Source organism: Streptomyces sp. F63, assembly GCF_018070345.1.
Classification (GTDB): domain Bacteria; phylum Actinomycetota; class Actinomycetes; order Streptomycetales; family Streptomycetaceae; genus Streptomyces.
This window is the reverse complement of sequence record NZ_JAGPXX010000003.1, coordinates 132,454-148,872: the sequence shown is the minus strand read 5'-3', so window position 1 is coordinate 148,872 and position 16,419 is coordinate 132,454. Positions and strand designations below refer to the sequence as shown.

At 74.0% G+C, this 16,419-nt stretch carries 14 protein-coding genes; 8 read left to right on the top strand and 6 right to left on the bottom strand.

The features are described 5' to 3' along the window. Both KBZ10_RS04700 and KBZ10_RS04695 read left to right on the top strand, forming a co-directional pair. A complete protein-coding gene (locus tag KBZ10_RS04700; protein WP_307847190.1) occupies positions 1 to 942 on the top strand; it encodes a hypothetical protein in 942 nt (313 codons plus the stop codon). A 317-nt stretch (positions 943 to 1,259) separates the two neighbouring features. Then, on the top strand, positions 1,260 to 1,811 hold the full coding sequence (locus KBZ10_RS04695) for an ATP-binding protein (RefSeq protein ID WP_210986209.1): 552 nt from the start codon (positions 1,260 to 1,262) through the stop codon (positions 1,809 to 1,811). 131 nt (positions 1,812 to 1,942) lie between these two features. On the opposite strand, the gene dapC is transcribed toward KBZ10_RS04695, so the two are convergent. Beyond that, positions 1,943 to 3,040 carry a succinyldiaminopimelate transaminase gene (gene dapC / locus KBZ10_RS04690; protein WP_210986208.1) on the bottom strand — a complete coding sequence of 366 codons (1,098 nt, stop codon included), beginning with the start codon at positions 3,038 to 3,040 and terminating at the stop codon, positions 1,943 to 1,945. A 149-nt stretch (positions 3,041 to 3,189) separates the two neighbouring features. Beyond that, positions 3,190 to 3,510, bottom strand: a complete 321-nt coding sequence (gene fdxA, locus KBZ10_RS04685) for a ferredoxin (RefSeq protein ID WP_019710198.1) — start codon at positions 3,508 to 3,510, stop codon at positions 3,190 to 3,192. 139 nt (positions 3,511 to 3,649) lie between these two features. On the opposite strand from fdxA, the gene KBZ10_RS04680 reads away from it, so the two are divergent. Both KBZ10_RS04680 and KBZ10_RS04675 read left to right on the top strand, forming a co-directional pair. Next, positions 3,650 to 4,729 carry a GNAT family N-acetyltransferase gene (locus KBZ10_RS04680; RefSeq protein ID WP_210986207.1) on the top strand — a complete coding sequence of 360 codons (1,080 nt, stop codon included), beginning with the start codon at positions 3,650 to 3,652 and terminating at the stop codon, positions 4,727 to 4,729. Positions 4,730 to 4,745: 16 nt separating this feature from the next. After that, positions 4,746 to 5,657, top strand: coding sequence for a transglutaminase-like domain-containing protein (locus KBZ10_RS04675; RefSeq protein ID WP_210986206.1), 912 nt, complete (start codon positions 4,746 to 4,748; stop codon positions 5,655 to 5,657). Positions 5,658 to 5,747: 90 nt separating this feature from the next. On the opposite strand, the gene KBZ10_RS04670 is transcribed toward KBZ10_RS04675, so the two are convergent. The 4 genes from KBZ10_RS04670 to KBZ10_RS04655 all read right to left on the bottom strand — a co-directional run bounded on the left by KBZ10_RS04670 (position 5,748) and on the right by KBZ10_RS04655 (position 9,560). After that, positions 5,748 to 7,811 carry a hypothetical protein gene (locus KBZ10_RS04670; RefSeq protein ID WP_210986205.1) on the bottom strand — a complete coding sequence of 688 codons (2,064 nt, stop codon included), beginning with the start codon at positions 7,809 to 7,811 and terminating at the stop codon, positions 5,748 to 5,750. A gap of 205 nt (positions 7,812 to 8,016) precedes the next feature. Next, entirely contained in the window at positions 8,017 to 8,385 is a 369-nt protein-coding gene (locus KBZ10_RS04665) for a DUF6113 family protein (protein WP_210986204.1), read from the bottom strand. Beyond that, positions 8,382 to 9,329 (bottom strand): N-acetyl-1-D-myo-inositol-2-amino-2-deoxy-alpha-D-glucopyranoside deacetylase, encoded by a 948-nt coding sequence (gene mshB / locus KBZ10_RS04660; protein ID WP_210986203.1) that lies wholly within the window; start codon positions 9,327 to 9,329, stop codon positions 8,382 to 8,384. The genes KBZ10_RS04665 and mshB overlap by 4 nt, the downstream gene beginning before the upstream one ends. Positions 9,330 to 9,365: 36 nt before the next feature. Next, positions 9,366 to 9,560: a hypothetical protein gene (locus KBZ10_RS04655; protein WP_019710204.1), complete on the bottom strand. Its 195-nt coding sequence runs from the start codon at positions 9,558 to 9,560 to the stop codon at positions 9,366 to 9,368. A gap of 300 nt (positions 9,561 to 9,860) precedes the next feature. On the opposite strand from KBZ10_RS04655, the gene KBZ10_RS04650 reads away from it, so the two are divergent. The 4 genes from KBZ10_RS04650 (at position 9,861) to KBZ10_RS04635 (ending at position 16,410) form a co-directional block, all read left to right on the top strand. Beyond that, positions 9,861 to 11,984: a prolyl oligopeptidase family serine peptidase gene (locus KBZ10_RS04650; RefSeq protein WP_210986202.1), complete on the top strand. Its 2,124-nt coding sequence runs from the start codon at positions 9,861 to 9,863 to the stop codon at positions 11,982 to 11,984. Positions 11,985 to 12,333: 349 nt separating this feature from the next. Further along, positions 12,334 to 13,398: an ABC transporter permease gene (locus KBZ10_RS04645; RefSeq protein WP_210986201.1), complete on the top strand. Its 1,065-nt coding sequence runs from the start codon at positions 12,334 to 12,336 to the stop codon at positions 13,396 to 13,398. A gap of 75 nt (positions 13,399 to 13,473) precedes the next feature. Next, positions 13,474 to 15,267 carry an ABC transporter substrate-binding protein gene (locus KBZ10_RS04640; RefSeq protein ID WP_210986200.1) on the top strand — a complete coding sequence of 598 codons (1,794 nt, stop codon included), beginning with the start codon at positions 13,474 to 13,476 and terminating at the stop codon, positions 15,265 to 15,267. 165 nt (positions 15,268 to 15,432) lie between these two features. Further along, positions 15,433 to 16,410, top strand: coding sequence for an ABC transporter permease (locus tag KBZ10_RS04635; RefSeq protein ID WP_210986199.1), 978 nt, complete (start codon positions 15,433 to 15,435; stop codon positions 16,408 to 16,410). Positions 16,411 to 16,419: the final 9 nt, after the last annotated feature.

Here is a 16,419-nt window from a genome sequence, read left to right as displayed (position 1 = left end):
GTGTCGAGCCGAACCGCTTCCGTCCGCCGCCGGCGCCTTCTGCGCGCGCTCGTGGCGTGCACCGTGCTGCTGGCCCTGGCCGGATATCTGGCGGTGCGCCTCCAGACCTCCGGACCGGGTTCCCCGCGCTGCGTCGTCAGAGCCGCGGGGCAGGACGGCGACCGTTACGAACTCGAGCCCCAGCAGGCGGTGAACGCCGCCACCATCGCGGCCGTGGGATCGGCCCGGCGGCTGCCCGAGCGGGCGGTCACCATCGCGCTGGCGACCGCGATGCAGGAGTCCGCACTGCGCAACATCCGCTACGGCGACCGGGATTCCCTCGGCCTCTTCCAGCAGCGGCCCACCCAGGGCTGGGGCACCCCCGAGCAGATCATGGACCCGGTCTACTCGGCCGGCGCGTTCTACGACCATCTGGTGAAGGTCCCCGGCTACTCCCGGCTGCCGCTGACCGTGGCCGCCCAGCAGGTGCAGCGCAGCGGGTTCCCGCAGGCGTACGCCAAGCACGAGCCGGACGCCGCGCTGCTCACCTCGGCGCTCACCGGCCGCGCGGAGGCGTCGCTGAGCTGCGCTCCGGGCGCGCAGGAGCAGCCGGGCGACCCGGTCCGGGTGCGGGAGAAGCTGCGGCGCGACTTCGGCAAGGACGTACTGGCGGGGGCCGCCGACCGGGTCGGCGGGGCCGGGAAGAGCGGTTCGCCGGGTCCGGTGGTGAGCGTTCCGGTGCCGGCGGACGCGGCCGCCGGCGGCCCGGAGCGGCGCGGCTGGGAACTGGCCCACTGGGCGGTGGCCCACTCCCGGGAGCTGCGGATCGCCCAGGTCTCCTACGCGGGCCGGGTGTGGAGCGCCTCGAACTCCGGCAACGACTGGCGCCCGCCGGCGCCCGGCTTCTCGGCGGCGGACCGGGAGCGGGCCGCGGCGGCCGTCGTCATCACCACCGTTCAGTAGTACGGCGGTTCACCTCCCCGAGGGAGCCGGCCGCCGCGCGTCCGGGGGTGCGCCGACGGTGGCCGGCCGGGCCCGGAGTCGCCCCCGGCACGGTCCCTTCCCCCGCCCGACCAGGGAGTCGACGGTTCCGCGCGCCGGGGGCGGGAGCCCCGCGACCGTTCCGCGGCTGTTCCGCGACGGTCCCGGGGCCGCTGCGCATTGCCAATCTTTTACTCCGGCACGCCGCAACCTTCCCGCTCCTCGCGCGGTAGTCACTGCGTCCGCCCGGCGGACGCAACTCCCCTGGAATCATCAGCTTTCCCCGCCAAAGGAGCACCATGTCCCTCCCCCTCACGCGTCGGATCGCACGGGCCGCGCTGCTGGTCGCAGCGGGCGCGGCTCCCCTCGTCGGCGCGGCCGGCCCGGCCCAGGCCACCGGCCAGCCGGAGTCCACCGGCCTCGGCGGGGTGAGCAACCTCGACACCGCCACCCTCGGGGAAGCCCTCGACAGCACCGCGCGGCAGGCCGGGGCCGGGGCCGCCGAGAACGGTGCGGGCACCGTGGAGAGCGCGCTCCCGGCCGCCGGCGAACTGCTCGGCTCCGCCACCCGCACCGGTGCCCCGGCCGCGGAGAAGACCGTCGCCGGCGCCCCGGGGGCCGCCGGCACCCTCGCCGAGGACACGGCCGGGGCCCGCCCCGGAGGTCTGCGGGTGCAGGAGTTCGCGGAGGGGCTCGCCGACTCGCAGGGCCTGTCGGGAGTGCCCGGGAACCTCCCGGTGACCGAGGAGATCGGGGCGCCCGCCGCCCCGAACGTGGCCTACAACGTCTCCGAGGTCAACGAGGCCGCCGGTGCCCTGACGGCGAACGGCCCGCTGCAGCTGGGCGGCTGACCGGGGCCGGCCGCTCCGCGGCGGAGCGGCCGGCCGCGGTCCACGCACCGTGAGCGGTACGGCCGGGAACGCCCGGCCGGGGATGCCCCGGCCGGGCGTTCCGGCGTTCCGGTCCCGGGCGTACCGGCCGGTCAGCCGCGCAGACGTTCCACCGCGGCCGCGACGCGCTCGTCGCTCGCCGTCAGCGCCACCCGGACGAAGCGTTCGCCAGCCGGGCCGTAGAAGTCGCCCGGGGCCACCAGGATGCCCCGCTTGGCGAGGTCGGCCACGGTGTCCCAGCAGGGCTCGTCCCGGGTGGACCACAGGTAGAGGCTGGCCTCGCTGTGCTCGATCCGGAAACCGGCCACCTCCAGCGCACCGCGCAGAGCCGTGCGCCGCGCCCGGTACCGGGCGCGCTGCTCCGCCACGTGCGCGTCGTCGCCGAGGGCCGCGACCGTCGCCGCCTGGACCGGGGCGGGCACCATCATCCCGCCGTGCTTGCGGATCTTCAGCAGCTCCCCGAGCACCGCGGCGTCCCCGGCGATGAACGCCGCCCGGTATCCGGCGAGGTTGGAGCGCTTGGAGAGGGAGTGCACCGCGACGACGCCGTCGAAGCTGCCGCCGCACACGTCCGGGTGCAGCACGGAGACCGGGTCGGCCTCCCAGCCCAGCTCCAGGTAGCACTCATCGCTGACGACCAGCACGCCGTGCTCCCGCGCCCAGGCCACGGCGGTGCGCAGCTCGTCCCGGGAGAGGACCCGGCCGGTCGGATTCGACGGGGAGTTGAGCCACAGGATCCGCAGACCCTCCGGCGCGACCTCCGCCGGCTCGTCGTAGACGACGGGCTCGGCGCGCGCGAGCCGCGCCCCGGCCTCGTACGTGGGATAGGCCAGCCGCGGGAAGGCGACCCCGTCACCCGGGCCGAGGCCGAGCTGGGTGGGCAGCCAGGCCACCAGTTCCTTCGAGCCGACGACCGGCAGGACGTTCGTGTGCTCCACGCCCCGCGCGCCGAGCCGCCGTTCGACCCAGCCCGCCAGGGCGTCGCGGAGCTCGGCGGTGCCCCACACGGTCGGATAGCCGGGGCTGTCCGCCGCGGCGGTGAGCGCTGCGCGGATCACCTCGGGGACGGGGTCCACGGGGGTGCCGACCGACAGGTCCACCAGACCGCCGGGGTGTGCGGCGGCGGTGGCTCGGTACGGTTCGAGGCGGTCCCAGGGAAAGACGGGAAGCCGGTCGGAGACTCCGGGCACGGTGCTCACTTCTCTCGGGCGTTCGGGGCGGCCGGGCGGCGGCCCGGGCGCGCCTCCGGAACGGGGCGGCGGCCGCCTGCCCGAAGACCGCGGTCCCGTACGGCGGGGTGCCGTACGGGACCGGGACGGGCGCTGTCCGGCTCCGCCGGCTACTGGTTCTGCGGCGGGAGCGCGGCGATGAGCGGGTGGTCACGCTCGATCAGGCCGAGCTTGGAGGCACCGCCGGGCGAGCCGAGCTCGTCGAAGAACTCGACGTTCGCCTTGTAGTAGTCCTTCCACTCCTCCGGGGTGTCGTCCTCGTAGAAGATCGCCTCGACCGGGCAGACCGGCTCGCAGGCGCCGCAGTCGACGCACTCGTCGGGGTGGATGTACAAGGACCGGGAGCCCTCGTAAATGCAGTCGACGGGGCACTCCTCGATGCACGCCTTGTCCTTGACGTCGACACAAGGCTGCGCGATGACGTAGGTCACGCTGTCGTTCCTCCTCGGTAGGGCGGGCGGAGCGGTTGTCGTCTCCGCCGCATGGCGCGCGGGAGCGCGGCGTCGTCGATGCCCGCAACTAGTATCTCCGTTCCGGGGCACCAGTCGAACAGGAGGGGCGGGCACAGCAGTGGATTTCACCACCGGCGGACGCCTCACGGTCCGGATCACCGCCGCTGACGTGGGCAAAAGGGTATCGGTGCGGCGGTGGAGCGAGCCGGGGGCGCCGGGCGGGCGGTTCACCGACGCGGTCGGTGTGCTCACATCCTGGGACGGGGGTGTGCTGTGTCTCACACGCCGTGACGGTGAGATCGTCCGCATCCCGGAATCCGCGCTGGCCGCCGGGAAGGTGGTGCCGGCGGCGCCCGCCCGGCGGCGGGGTCCCGCCGCGTCCGCGACCGAGCTGGACCGGGTCGCGGCCCGCGGCTGGCCGCCCGCCGAGAGCGAGCCGCTGGGCGGCTGGACCCTGCGGGCCTCGGGCGGTTTCACCCGGCGCGCCAACTCCGTGCTGCCGCTGGGCGATCCGGGGGTCCCGCTGGACGAGGCGCTGCGCCGGGTGGTCCGGTGGTACGGCGAGCGGGGTCTGCCCGCGTACGTCCAGGTGTCCACCGGCGCCGCGGACACCCAGGAGGAACTGGCCGCCGCCCTGGCCGGCCGCGGCTGGGTCCGGGAGGTCTCCGCGGAGGTGCGGACCGCGGCGCTCGCCCCGGTCGCCGAGGCTGGGCCGGTCCCCGCGGGCGGCCTTCCCGGAGCCGCGGGGGCCGTGGAGCCCGTGCGGCTGACCCGCTCCCCCGACGCCGCCTGGCTGCGGCGCTACCAGCGCTTCGCCGGTGACGCCCCGGAGGTGCGGCGCGTGCTGTGCGGCGGGCCGTCCGTCCGGTTCGCGGCGGTCCCGGCGGACGGAGGGCCGGACGGGGCGGCCGGCGGGGAGCCGGCGGGCGGTGCACCGGCGGCGATCGGACGGTGCGTGGTGGACGGCCGCTGGGCGGGCTTCTCGGCGGTCGAGACGGCCCCGGAGCAGCGGCGGCTGGGCCTGGCCTCCGCCGTGATGGCCGCTCTGGCCGCGTGCGCCCTGGAGGAGGGCGCCTCGGCCGCGTACCTCCAGGTCGAGACGGACAACGGGCCCGCTCGCGCGTTCTACGACCGGCTCGGCTTCACCGTCCACCACACCTACCACCACTGGCGGGCGCCGGACGACGGCGGCCCCTGAACGGACAGGGTTCCCCATGCCGGACAGGCCGGATGACAGACCGGACGCACACGACCCCCGCGGCGCGGACGACGACGTCGGCGAGCGGAGGGAGATCCGGCGCCGGTTCGCCGCCGAGGCCCGCGCCGAACGGCCCGATCTGGCCCTCCTCTGCCTGCTGATCGCCGCCGAGGCCGATCCGTCGCTGGGCGAAAGAGGCATCGACGCGGTCCAGATCGAGCTGGACCGGCTCGCCGGGGAGTTGCCGTACGCGCCCGGCGGCGGTGCCGCCGGCTGGGCCCGCGCGGTCGGCGGGCTCCTCGGCGGGCGGTACGGATTCGGGGGCTCCCGGGAGGACTTCGGGGCTCTGGAGTCCTCGCTCCTCCCGGAGGTCCTGCTGCGGCGGCGCGGACTGCCGATCCTGCTGTCCGTCGTCTGGATCGAGGTGGCCCGGCGGGCCGGCGCACCGGTGTACGGGGTGGCCCTGCCCGGTCACTTCGTCGTGGGCTTCGGCGAGCCGGGCGGGACCGGCCCGGACGGCCTGGTGCTGGCCGATCCCTTCGACGGCGGCCGGCTGCTGAGCACGGCCGACACCGAGCTGCTGCTGTCGGAGGCCGCCGGGGAGCCGCTCAGCCTCACGCCGTCGCTGCTCAGCCCCGCCGCGCCGCTGGACATCGTCCGGCGCGTCCTCGGCAACATCCGGGCCTGGGCCGCCGCCCGGCCCGAGCGCGGCGACGTCCGGCTGTGGGCCGTGGAGCTCTCCCTGCTGCTGCCCCACCATCCCGCGCGGCTGCGCCGGGAGCACGGGCACCTGCTGGTCGCGCGCGGTGACTTCCTGAGCGGCGCGGCGGAGTTGGAGACCTACGCGGAGGTGGCCGAGGCGGTGGATCCCGGGGAGGCGCGGGAGGTGCGGCAGCAGGCCCGGGCGGCCCGCGCGATGCTCAACTGACGCGCCGGACCCGTCCCACCGGGCCGCGAGGACGCCTCCGGCCCGGTGCGTACGCCGCGCACCGGGCCGGAGGGGGAAACGCCGTCCCCCTTACTCGGGGGTGGTGTCGATGGTGACCGTGCGCCCGGCCGGATCGGTGGAGCGGAGCGCCTGACGGAGCGCCCCGGCCACGTCCTGCGGGCCGACCGGGGTCTTGGAGCCGTTGCCGCGCTCGATGAGGACACCCTCGAAGACCCCGCCGTACAGCGACTTGAGCACCTTCAGGTCGTAGGTGTCCACCAGCTTGCCGTTGACGGCCTTCATGGAGAGGAACTTCGGCAGCGAGTTCTCCGGGCTGAAGGAGATGGTGCGCACCGCGTCCGTCCGCACGGTGACCAGCCCGGACATCGCGGGCTCGGCGAACTCCTTCATCGCCTTGTCGATCTCCGCCTGGCTCACCGCCGGCTGCCGTACCGCGCTGGGCAGCGCGACGGGCGCGGTCGCGCCGGTCTCGGTGCGGGCCCGGTAGGCCTCGGCGAGCGCGGTGACGGACTTGTTGACGTCGACGGCACGGTGCGGCTTGCCCGGGACGGGCACGGCCTTGCCGGCCTCGAAACGGATCATGCCGTCCTGCTCCGCGCCGCGCTCACCGGCCAGCGACTCCAGCGCGGCGCGCAGTTTCTCCCGGTCCGTGACGATTTCCGGCTCGGCCTCGCGGGAGCCGCCGAACAGCGAACCGATCACGGAAAGCGGGTTGTAGTCCCGCCCGGCGGCCTGCCGGACGCTGGCCTCGACATCGACGTCCAGGCCCACCACGGAGGGCTTGAGCTCATGCTGCTCCCCCGCCACCCGGACGGTCAGCGGGGCGTCGACGCGCCGGCCGAGGCCCTGGTCGAGCCGGTTGACGGCCTCCTGGCGGGAGAGACCGCCGATCTCGACCCCGGCGACGGTGGTGCCCTTCGGCACCTCGGCGTGGTCGAGCAGCAGCCCGGCCGCGTAGGCGACGCCGAGCGCGGCGACGAGTCCGGCAGCGGCCAGGACCAGCTTGGACCGGCCCTTCCTGCGCGCGGCCGGCTCCGGGGAGGCCGCGCCGGGCGGCGCCGGCGGGCGGGGGGCCCCGGCGGTGTCGGCGGGCAGGGTCGGGAAGGGGGATTCGTCGGTCGGCGGAACCGCCTGGATGCCGCTGACCAGGGTGTCGCTGGAAGCCCTCTCCCCGGGTCCGCCGAAGGCGGGGTCCGCTCCGAAGCCGTGGTCCCCGCCGAACGGCGTCGGGGCGGCCGGGTCCTGCATCGGTCCGGGGGCCGCGGGGGGCGGGAAGCCACCGCCGTACGCCGGGGACGGCGGGCCGGAAGGCCGGGCTCCGTCCCCGCCCGCCGGTGCTCCCGGGCCGCTCCGGCCGCCCGGAGCGCCCGGAGCTCCCGGACCGCCCGGCTGCTGCTGGAAGGCCGGAGGGAGCAGGGGCATGTCGCCCTCCGCCGGGCCGCCGGTCGGCCCGCTGGGGCCGGGAACGGGGCCGACACGGGTGCCGTACGCCGGGGTGGCGGTGGGGTCGGCCTCCGGGCCGGGGGGCGGTCCTCCGGCGGGGGGCCGGCCGGTGGGAGCCGCGGCACCGCCCCCGGGCCGCGCACCGCCCGGACCGGGACCGCCCGGAGCCGGACCGCCCGCAGCCGGGGGACCGCCCGCGGCCGGACCGCCCGGAATCGGGGTGCCCGAGGTGGGGGTCGGGGTCTTGCGGGGCGCGAACCAGTCACTCGCCCGTTCCCCGCCGCCCGGTCCGCCGGACGCCGGCGGATTCCTCTTCGGCTCTTCCCGGCCGGCGTCCGCCGCGGAGGCGGAGGGCTGCCGCTCACCGGCGGGCTTCGCCTGGCCGGGCACACCGGGCTTGATCGCGGACGACCGGTCCTCGACGGGCTTGCGCATGACGACCGGGGGGATCGGCCGGGACCCGGGGATGTTGATTCTGATCCGGGTGGTCAGCGTGGTCTCGGTCCTCGGCTGCTCGTCCGGCTCGGAGGGCTTTCCCGCGTCGGCCGCCTCGGGCGCGTCCGGCGTGTCCTGCGGGGGGTGGAGCGACGGGTACCGGCGCGTCCCGTAGGGCGGGGTGCCCGAGGGGTACGACGCGGCCCCGCCGTGACCCTGGGGCCCGGAGGACGTGGTGTCAGATTCACGGCTCAAAGCTGGTTCTCCCGGTTGGCTCCGCCGCCCGTAGCACTCGCACTGGGCTCCCCCCGTGCCGGAGGCCGCGGGCGGGGGTTCTCCCTGCCGTAGGGCAGGGGAGCTCGGCGGCGCTACCACCATACTGGCCGATGCCCGCGCTCATACCGCGACCGTCGTATCGGCGCCCCGGCAGGGGATCCCGCGCGCTCCGCCCGCCGGCGCGTCAGCCGCCAAGTGGCTTGGCCGGCGGGGCCGGTGGGGGAAGCACGGGCAGAGTGGTGCAGATCACAGCGGTCAACATCCCGCCCAGCAGGAAGAGATACGAGCCCACCCCCGATCCGAACAGGAAGTCGCCCTCCGGACGGGACGTGGTCAGCGCCATCACGGCGAGCAGCCAGCCGGCGGCCGCCGCGCCCGGGCCGATGCGGGTCCCGGTGGCCAGCAAACCGCCGTAGCAGAGGGCGCCGACGGCCAGCAGGGCCAGCAGCAATCCGGCCGGGAACCAGGCGCCCTGGACGACCGCGCCCGCCGCGCCGGTCAGGCCGCCGAGCAGCGCGAGAACGCCGTACGCGGCGAGACGCCCGGCGCTCACCGGCCCTCCCCGGCATCCCGAAGGCCCGAGAAGAGGTCGGTTTCCGGTCGGTCGCCCGCCGGCAGCCCGTTCTCCGCCGGCCCCTGGACCAGGCGGTAGTACTCGGTGGCCAGCAGCGGCTGCGCGAGGCCGTTCGAGAGGGCGAAGCAGTCCTCGCCGTCCGGGACGGCGATCTGGGTGGCGTGCGCCCGCAGGGCCGCCGCCTTCCGCCCGGCCCACTTGCCGCCGTCGACGACCGTCGTGACCTGCTCCTCCTCCACGACCCCGGGCAGGTCCCGCACTTCCGCGACGCCGGGGAACGGCCGGGTGGGGGCCGTCCGCAGCTCCGCCAGCCGCTCCTCCACCACCGGCCGCGGCAGGCAGTTCCAGTAGACCTTCCGGATGGTGTGCGGCTCGCCGAGGTCGCGGCGGTAGGCCCGCTCGGAGGCGAGAGCGGCGGCCCGCATGGCGACGCGGTGCGCCTGGATGTGGTCGGGGTGGCCGTAGCCGCCGCCGGGATCGTAGGTGACCAGGACCTGCGGCCGGATCTCCCGCACCACCTCGACGAGGTGCGCGGCCGCCTCATCGGTGTCGGCCCGCCAGAAGGCCCGTGGGCGGCGGTTCTGCTCCAGGCCCATCATGCCGGAGTCGCGGTAGCGGCCGCGCCCGCCGAGGAACCGGTGGTCGGTGACGCCCAGTTCGGCCATCGCGGCCGCGAGTTCCCCCGCCCGGTGCGGACCGAGGGCGTCGTCGCGCTCGGCCGTCAGATCCGCGAGCCCCGGGGGGATGACTTCGCCCTCCTCGCCCAGGGTGCAGGTCACGAGGGTGACATGCACCCCTTCGGAGGCGTACTTGGCCATGGTGGCGCCGTTGTTGATGGTCTCGTCGTCCGGGTGCGCGTGCACCAGCAGCAGACGGCGGGCGGGCAGCGCCCGCCCACGGCCTGGAGAGGGCAGGTCAGTCATGCGCTACAGCGTACGAGCGAAAACGACGCCGGGCCGTCAGAACTTCAGCCCCCCGATCATCCCGGCGACGTTGTTGGTCAGCTCACTGATGGTCGGGGCCACCGAGGAACTGGCCAGGTAGAAGCCCAACAGCATGCAGACCACCGCGTGTCCGGCCTTCAGTCCGGATTTCCGGACCAGCAGGAAGACGATGATCGCCAGCAGCACCACCACCGAAATCGAGAGTGCCACGGCGGTTCACCTCCAAGGTATGTGCGGTCGGGGCGACGAGGGGTAACGCACGGGCGCCACAGTGTGGTTACCCATGATGCGCAACAGATCATAACGATCCGTTCCTGCGCACGAGCGGGTGCATCGCAGCAGAGAAGGGGCGCACGGACCAGGCGCCCTTCGGGTCCACCGGGCGTACGCCCGGAGCGCGGCGGCCGCCGGTCGGGGCCGTGCGGGAGGCGGCACGGGAGCAGCCGCGAGGGCGGCGCGGGAGCGGTGCGGGGACTCGGCCGGGCGGGGCCCGGCACGTAGGGTCTCCGCATGGACGGACAGCTCTCGTTTCCGCGGCAGCATGCCAGAACCCAGCGCTTCAGCCTGGGCGCGCCGCGCTCCTTCACCGTGTCGCCCGACGGCACCCGCCTCGTCTTCCTGCGGTCCCGCTCCGGCACCGACCGGACCCATCTGCTGTGGGTGCACGATCTCGGCGAGGGAACGGAACGGATCGCGGCCGATCCGGCGGCGCTGCTCGGCGGCGGCGAGGAGCGGCTGCCCCCGGAGGAGCGGGCACGCCGGGAGCGGAGCCGGGAGGGTTCGGCCGGGGTCGTCGGCTACGCGGTCGACGGTGCCGTCGAGCTGGCCGCCTTCGCGCTCTCCGGGCGGCTGTTCGCGGCCGAGCTGCGGGCCGGGACCGCGCGCGAGCTCCCGGTGGCGGGCCCGGTGGTCGATCCCCGCCCGTCGCCGGACGGACGGCACATCGCGTGGGTCGCGAACGGCGCCCTGCGCGTCGTCGCCGCCGACGGCTCCGGCGCCCGGGTGCTGGCCGGGCCGGAGCACGACCGGATCACCTACGGTCTGGCGGAGTTCGCCGCCGCGGAGGAGATGGACCGCTCCCGGGGCTTCTGGTGGTCGCCGGAGAGCGACCGGCTGCTGGTGGCGCGGGTGGACGGGACGCCGGTGCGCCGCTGGTGGATCGCCGATCCGGCGCATCCCGGCCGGGAGCCGGCCGAGGTGGCGTATCCCGCCGCGGGGACGGAGAACGCGGAGGTGACGCTCGCCTTCACCGGTCTCGACGGCTCGCGCGTGCCGGTGGAGTGGGACCGGGAGCGCTATCCGTACCTGGCGCGGGTGCACTGGTCGGCGGCCGGGCCGCCGCTGCTGCTGGTGCAGGCCCGCGACCAGCGCTCCCAGCTGTATCTCGCGGCCGACCCGGAGACGGGCGCCACCCGGCTGCTGCACGCCGACGAGGACCCGGTCTGGCTCGACCTCTTCCGGGGGGTGCCGGCGTGGACGCCGGACGGCCGGCTGGTGCGGATCGCCGACGAGGGCGGCGCGCGGGTGCTGATGGTGGGCGACCGCCCGCTGACCGGGCCGCAGCTGCACATCCGGGCGGTGCTCGACGTCTCCGCGGACGATGTGCTGGTGACGGCCTCCGCGGGGCCGGAGGCGGCCGCGCCGGAGACCGGCGAGATCCATGTGCACCGGGTCAGCGAGCTCGGCGTGGAGCGGATCTCGGAGGGCCCCGGGGTGCACTCGGCCGTCCGCTCGGGAGCGGTGACCGTGCTGGCGTCGGCGGGCCTCGACCACAGCGGTGCGGCGGTGCGGCTGTACCGGGACGGCGCGCCGGCCGGGACGGTCATGTCGCTGGCGGAGCAGCCGGTGCTGACGGCGCATGTGCGGCTCACCGAATCCGGGGACCGCCGGATCCCGTGCGCCGTGCTGCTGCCCACCGGCTACCGGGACGGGGACGGCCCGCTGCCGGTGCTGATGGACCCGTACGGCGGTCCGCACGGCCAGCGCGTCGTCGCCGCCCACAACGCCCATCTGACCTCGCAGTGGTTCGCCGACCAGGGCTTCGCGGTGGTCGTCGCCGACGGCCGCGGGACGCCGGGCCGCTCACCGGCCTGGGAGAAGGCGATCGCGCACGACGTCGCCGGGGTCACCCTCGACGACCAGGTGGCGGCGCTGCACGGGCTGGCCAGGAGCTTCCCGCTCGATCTGGGACGGGTGGCCGTCCGCGGCTGGTCGTACGGCGGCTATCTGGCGGCGCTCGCGGTGCTGCGCCGCCCGGACGTCTTCCACGCGGGCGTCGCCGGGGCGCCCGTCACCGACTGGCGGCTCTACGACACCCACTACACCGAGCGCTATCTCGGCCACCCCGGCGAGCGGCCGGAGGTGTACGACGCCAACTCGCTGATCACCGGGGACGGGGAGCTGTCCGGGGCGGCCGGGCAGCACCGGCCGCTGATGGTGATCCACGGGCTCGCGGACGACAACGTGGTGGCCGCGCACAGTCTGCGGCTGTCCTCGGCGCTGCTGGCGGCCGGCCGCCGGCACGAGGTGCTGCCGCTCTCCGGGGTGACGCACATGACCCCGCAGGAGCAGGTCGCGGAGAATCTGCTGCTGCTCCAGGCGGACTTCCTCCGCCGCTCGCTGGGCCTGGTCTGACCGCCGCCAGCCGGGGCGGTCCGCGGACCGCCCCGGCCGGTTCTACGGCACCCGCACGGCCGTACACCGTTCAGCCTGCCGCCCGTGCATATCGGGGCTGCTTCCGGCAAGTTGCCCCGGTGTTAACGCGCTTGACGGCGTTTCCGGCGGGAATGTCCGGCGGTGCGGGGCCCCGTCAAGCACACGCCGACCTCAGTATGTAAAACCTTTTCCCACGATGCGGGGGCGGCGCCTTTTGAGGCCGGGCGCCCTCTTGACTGGGCGGGGGCTGCGCTGCAAAGTCGCGATCACGTCAGGGAATCGGTACAGACCAGTTCGACGGCAGACGTGACCAGCGGGGGCCCAGGCGATGACGAGCTTATCGAAGGCCGCGGCGGCCGGTACGGGTGATCCCTTACCCTCCGGATCCGCCGGCGGCCCGGGCGCGGCGGCCGGGGACGGGCCGCCGGAGTACGGTGCCCCGGCCCGGGGGGTGCCGGCCGGGCGCTCCCCCGGCCAGTTGATGTGGCGGCGCTTCCGCCGCGACCGCGCCGGGATGGCGTCCGCCGGTGTGGTGCTGTTCTTCTTCGCCGCGGGCCTGCTCGCGCCGGTGATCTCCCACTTCTACGGCAAGGACCCGTACACCCGCTACGGGCAGCTGCGGGACGGGCTGCTCAACGAGTTCGGCTATCCGATCGCGCCGAACGGCGGCATCTCCGGGGAATTCTGGTTCGGTATCGAACCGATCCTGGGCCGGGACGTCTTCACCCAGCTGCTCTACGGCATCCGCACCTCGCTGCTGGTCGCGGTCGCGGTGACGGTGCTGGCCACGCTGACCGCGATCGTACTGGGCGTGGCGGCGGGTTATCTGGGCGGCCGCACGGACTTCCTCATCGGCCGCACCATCGATCTGCTGATGGCCTTTCCCAACCAGTTGTTCTTCGTGGCCTTCATGCCCATCGTGGTCGCGCTGTTCGTGGCCGACACCGATGAGACACCGACCTGGGTCCGGGCGGTGGCGATGGTGCTGGTGCTCTGGTTCCTGGGCTGGATGAGCCTGGCGCGCATCCTGCGCGGCACGGTGCTGTCGCTGCGGGAGCGGGAGTTCGTGGAGGCGGCCCGGGTGAGCGGCGCCTCCCCGTGGCGGATCATCCGCCGGGAACTGCTCCCCAATGTGGTCACCCCGATTCTGGTGCAGAGCACGCTGATGCTGCCGAATTTCGTGACCGCGGCCGCCGGGCTCTCCTTTCTCGGGGTCGGATTCATCGAACCCACCCCGGACTGGGGCCGGATGTTCGCCACCGGCGCCCAGGTCTTCGAGAACGACTTCACCTACATGTTCTTCCCGGGCGGCGCGATGGTGCTCTTCATCGTCGCCTTCAACCTGCTCGGGGATTCGGTCCGGGACGCGTTCGACCCCAAGACCCGGCACTGACGAAGCGGGCCCGGCTGCGTACACCGGGCGGCGAACCACAGGCCACCACTCAAGGACGGGCAGGTGCGACAGGCCATGAGCAGGATTCGGGCACGCGGAGGGCGCGCCGCCGTGGTGGCGCTGGCGGCGGGGGCGCTGCTGCTCTCCGGCTGCAGCGAGGGCGGCGGAGGCGGCGGGGACAAGGGAGGCGGCAAGGACAAGGGCGCCACGGCGCAGGCGCCCGTGCCGTTCGCCGACGCCAAGGCGTCGACCGGTCCGGCCGAACCGATCGCGGGCGCCGAGCCGGGCGGCACGATACGGGTACTGGCGCGGGACAGCTTCGCGCATCTGGACCCGGCGCAGATCTACGTCTCGGACGAGGGGAAGCTCGCGGCGCTCATCCACCGCCGGCTGACCACCGTCAAGATGGACAACAAGGGCGAGTACGCGGTCGTCGGTGATCTCGCGACCGACAGCGGCACCCGCTCGGACGACGGGAGGACCTGGACGTACACCCTCAAGGACGGCATCCGCTTCGAGGACGGCTCGCCGATCACCTCCCGGGACGTCCGCCACACCTTCGAGCGGCTGTTCGCCGACTTCATCACGGAGGGCCCGGCCTTCGTGCAGTCCTGGATGGCGGACGACCCGCAGTACCGCGACCTGCTGCCGGGCGGCCCGTACGGCGGGAAGCACCTGCCGGACTCGGTCCTGGAGACCCCGGACGACAAGACGGTGGTCTTCCACTTCGCGAAGCCGCAGAACGACCTGCCCTACGCGCTGGGCATGGCGGGCTACGGGGTGGTGTCCGCGAAGGAGGACACCAGGGAGAAGTACGACAAGGACCCGCTGGCCTCCGGCCCGTACCGGATCCAGTCGTTCAAGCCCGGCAAGTCCATGACGCTGGTGCGCAACGCCGAGTGGGACCCGGACACGGACGCCGCGCGCCACCAGTACCCGGAGAAGTTCGAGATCACCTTCAACCACCAGTACGAGGACTCCAGCAAGCGCATCCTCTCCGACACCGGGGAGAACCAGCGGGCCACCAGCTTCAGCAACTCGGTGGACGCGAGCACCATCCCGCAGGTGCTGCGCGACGAGGAGGCCAAGAAGCGCACCATCTCCGGCTACCAGAGCTATGTCGCCACCTACGCCATCAACATGGACCGGGTCAAGGACCACCGGGTCCGGCAGGCCATCGCCCACGCCCTGCCGCTCCGGGCGATCCTGGCCCCGTACGGCGGCTCGGCGGGCGGTGAGCTCGCGGGCGGTGTCATCAGCCCCCTGCTGCCCGGCTACCAGAAGGGCTACGACCCCTTCGGCAAGCTGGCGAAGCCGAACGGCGACCCGGCGAAGGCGCGGGAACTGCTGAAGGAGGCCGGCCAGGAGAACAGGAAGCTGGTCTTCGCCTTCCGCAACGACAACGAGAGCCAGCAGGAGGCCGTCGCCGTCGCGGACGCCCTGCGCAAGGCCGGCTTCGACGTGCAGCGCAAGGAACTGCCGACCGACACGTACTACGACCGGATCGGCAAGGTCGACAACGGCTACGACCTCTACCGCAGCAACTGGGGCCACGACTGGGTCAGTTCGTCGACGGTGATCCCGCCGCTGTTCGACGGCCGGAAGATCGCCGACGGCGCGAACAACTACTCGCACGTCAACGACGAGAAGATCAACTCCGAGATCGACCGCATCTCGGCCATCGCCGACCCGGAGAAGGCCGCCGAGGAGTGGTTCGAACTCGGCACGTACATCGTCGAGGAGGTCACTCCGGTGGTCCCGGCGTACTACTACAAGCAGATGCAGATCAGCGGTTCGAAGATCGGCGGCGCGGTCTACAACAACGACCTCAGCGGCCTCGACCCGAACAAGCTCTATCTGAAGCAGTGACGAAGCAGTGACGGCACCCGGGGCGCAGGAGGCGCGGAGACCACCGGCCGGCGGCCGGGCCGCGCCCCCGCGCTCCCGGAGCGCCGTCCCCGTCCCGGCCGTCCGCGCCCCGCGCCCTCCCGCGCGTCCCCGTCTCTCCCGGCCATCCGCGAAAGCTGTCCACGCATGCTGAGATTCCTGGTCCGCCGGTCGCTCGGCGCCGCCGTCATCCTGCTGATCATCAGCGCCCTGACCTTCTTCCTCTTCTACAGCATCCCGCGCGACCCGGCCCTGCTCGCCTGCGGCAAGAACTGCACCCCGGAGGCGCTGGAGGTCATCCGCCGCAACATGGGCATCGACAAGCCGGTGCCCGTGCAGTACTGGGAGTACATGGCGGGGATCTTCGCCGGCCGCGACTACGCGGTGGGCCCCTGCCCCGCGCCGTGCCTCGGCTACTCCTTCGTCGACAACACGCCCGTCTGGGAGACCATCCTCGACCGCTTCCCGACCACCGTCTCGCTGGCCCTCGGCGCCGCCGCGGTATTCCTCACCGTCGGCCTGGGCACCGGGATGCTGGCCGCCGCCCGGCGCGGCACCCTCGTCGACAAGGTCGTCAGCTCCGGTTCGCTGGTGCTGAGTTCGCTGCAGATCTACTTCGTCGGCCCGCTGGCGATCGCGCTCTTCGTCTACCAGCTCGGCTGGCTCTCCCAGCCCGAGTACGTGAACCTCACCGACGACCCGGCCGGCTGGTTCGCCGGGCTGATCCTCCCCTGGTGCGTGCTGGCGATCATCTTCACCGCCAACTACACCCGCATGGCCCGCTCCACGATGATCGAGCAGTTGCAGGAGGACCACGTCAGAACCGCCCGCGCCAAGGGCATGGCCCGGCGCACGGTGTTCTTCCGCTACGCCTGGCGCGGCTCGCTGATCCCGATCATCACCATCCTCGGCGTCGACATGGGCTCCCTCTTCGGCGGCGCGATGATCACCGAGTTCACCTTCACCCTGCCCGGCCTCGGCCGGCTCGCCGTGGAGTCCGTCGTCAACACCAATCTCCCCATGCTCATGGGCGTGATGCTGTTCGCCGCGACGGCGATCATCCTGTTCAACATCGTCGTGGACGCCGCCTACGCGCTCGTCGACCCGCGCGTGCGCCTGTCCTAGGAGACCCCT